The sequence below is a fragment of the Ideonella azotifigens genome, assembly GCF_006519715.1.
GTDB lineage: Bacteria > Pseudomonadota > Gammaproteobacteria > Burkholderiales > Burkholderiaceae_C > Ideonella > Ideonella azotifigens.
Window position 1 is genome coordinate 1 of sequence record NZ_VIDT01000745.1, and the last position, 2,472, is coordinate 2,472.

Below are 2,472 nucleotides of genomic sequence, written 5' to 3' on the forward strand. Positions count from 1 at the left end.
AGGGGCCCACGCCAGCGGACAGGGTGCGCTGGGTCGACCTGACGCCGCACCAGGCACGCTTCGTCGAATCGCCGCTGGACATTCGCAGCATGATGGGCGAGCAGCGTGCCGCTGGCAGCCGGGCCTGGGTCTTCACCTCGGCCACGCTGGGCGACGATGAGAACCTGAGCTGGTTCACCGAAGCCGCCGGTCTGGAGGACGCTCGCAAGCTGCGCCTGGGCAGTCCGTTTGACTACCCGGCTCATGCGCGCGTCTATGTGCCGCCGCGTTTCCCTGCGCCCAGCGAGAGCAATCATCCCGTGATGGTCGGTCGCGCGTCGGCACATTGCGCCGTGGCGCTCGGTGGCCGCACCTTCGTGCTGACGACCACGCTGCGCGCGATGCGCACGATTGCCGAGGCATTGCAGGGGGAACTGAAGACGCTGGGCAGCCCGCTGGAGGTGCTGGTGCAGGGCACGGCCGCCAAGCGCGCGCTGCTGTCGCGTTTCCAGGCCGGCAACAGCGTGCTGGTCGGTTCGCACAGTTTCTGGGAAGGCATTGACGTGCCGGGCGACGCGCTGCAATGCGTGATCATCGACAAGCTGCCGTTTCCGCCGCCGAATGACCCCTTGGTCGAGGCCCGGGTCAAGCAGCTGAAGAGCCAGGGGCGTGATGCCTTCAACGACTATTTCGTCGCCGAAGCGGCAATCGCGCTGAAGCAGGGTGCGGGCCGGCTGATTCGCACCGAGACCGACAAGGGTTTGCTGGTGGTGTGCGATGTGCGGTTGCTGCAGGCCCGCTACGGCGCGCGCTTGCTGCGGGCCTTGCCGCCAATGGCCGAGCTCACCAGCGGTGAGCAGGCGCTGGGCTGGCTGCGCGAGCTGGCCAGCGAGCGAGCGCAGGCATGAAAAAGGCGACCCTCGGGTCGCCGTGTTCTGCTGGCGCAGCGGCGCTCACCAGAGTTGCCACCAGGCCTTTTCACGTTCCTTGAAGCCTTCCTGGGGCAGGCGGCTGTTCGGGAAGTTCAGGGCCAGCACGCGGTTGGCGTCGTCGCGCAGCTTGTCCAGGCCGAGCCGGTCGTAGGCCTGACCGAGGATGTACAGCGCTTCTTCGGTCGCAGGCGTCTGCGGGTAGACGGTGATCGCCTGCTGGGCCCGGTTGGCCGCGGCCACCAGCGCGCCCCGGCGGAGGTAGTAACGGGCCACATGCACTTCATAGTCTGCCAACGCATTGACGATGTAGTCCATGCGGGCCCGGGCATCGGGCGCGTACTTGGAGTCCGGGAACTGGTCGACCAGTTGCTTGAACGACTGGTAGGACTCGCGCGAGGCCTGCTGGTCGCGTTCGGACTGCTGCTGTTGCGAGACGGCGGCGAGGATGCCGAAGTCTTCGTTGAAGTTCACCAGGCCGCGCAGGTACAGCGCATAGTCCAGGCCTGGGCTGGACGGGTTCAGCTTGATGAAGCGGTCCAGCGTGGTGATGGCCTGGGCCTTCTCGCCGGACTTCCAGTAGGAGTAGGCCAGGTCGAGCTGAGACTGCTGGCCCAGCAGGCCGCCGCCGGCCCGGCCCTCGACGCGCTCCAGCCCCTTGATGGCAGCGGTCCAGTTGGCGGACGCCATTTCTTCCTTGGCATCTGCATACAATTTCTCTGCCGTGCCCTTCATCTCCTCATCTTTGAGTGAGCCGCAGGCGGCGGTGACCGCCAGCAGGGCCACCAGGGCCATTCGGGACGCGACGCGGAATGCGGGAAATTGGGTCATGGATCCGGCAGGCGCCGGGGCACCCGCAACACGGTTGAGCGTGAATACACAAGAAAGAAAGCCAAACGATTATATGAGTGCCCAGAGCCCGAAAATTGCCCCCGCGCTGCTGCCGGCTGCGTCGATGGATGCGTCCGCCGAAGCTGTGCTGGAATTGGACGATGTGGCGCTGGACGCCAGCGCCATGCCTGGCGAGGAATTCGAGGTCCGCACCCATGCGCTGGGTGCCCAGGCCCATGGCCAACGGCTGGACAAGGTGCTGGCGACGCTGGTTCCCGAGTTCTCGCGCAACCACCTGCAAGGCCTGATCGAGCAAGGCGAGGTGACGCTGGACGGTGTGTCCGGGCAGAGCGTGTCGCGCAAGGCACGCGCCGGGCAGGTGCTGGTCGTGCGGCTGGTGCCGCCGGCCGAAAGCCTGGCGTTCCGGGCCGAGCCGATTGAGCTTGACATCGTCTACCAGGACGCCCATGTGTTGGTTGTCAACAAGCCGGCTGGCATGGTGGTGCATCCGGCAGCGGGCAACTGGTCTGGCACCTTGCTCAATGGCTTGCTGGCGCTGGACGGCCGAGCGGCGCATCTGCCGCGCGCCGGCATCGTGCACCGCTTGGACAAGGACACCTCCGGTTTGATGGTGGTGGGCCGCAGCCTGGAGGCGGTGACGGCGCTGGTGCGCGACATGGCGCAGCGCGACGTGCGGCGACGCTACGTCGCGCTGGTGCATGGCGACGTGGGC

Annotated in this window: 3 protein-coding genes; 2 read left to right on the forward strand and 1 reads right to left on the reverse strand. The window is 66.8% G+C overall.

The annotated features are described in order from the left end of the window. The coding region (locus FKP22_RS27100) for an ATP-dependent DNA helicase (protein ID WP_141291064.1) at nt 1-887 on the forward strand (887 nt) is incomplete at its 5' end. Between the two features lie 45 nt (nt 888-932). Here the strand turns inward: FKP22_RS27100 and FKP22_RS27105 are convergent. Beyond that, nucleotides 933-1,739 carry an outer membrane protein assembly factor BamD gene (locus FKP22_RS27105; RefSeq protein WP_141291065.1) on the reverse strand — a complete coding sequence of 269 codons (807 nt, stop codon included), beginning with the start codon at nt 1,737-1,739 and terminating at the stop codon, nt 933-935. A 73-nt stretch (nt 1,740-1,812) separates the two neighbouring features. On the opposite strand from FKP22_RS27105, the gene FKP22_RS27110 reads away from it, so the two are divergent. After that, a partial coding sequence (locus tag FKP22_RS27110) for a pseudouridine synthase (protein ID WP_233446975.1) occupies nt 1,813-2,472 on the forward strand: 660 nt, incomplete at its 3' end.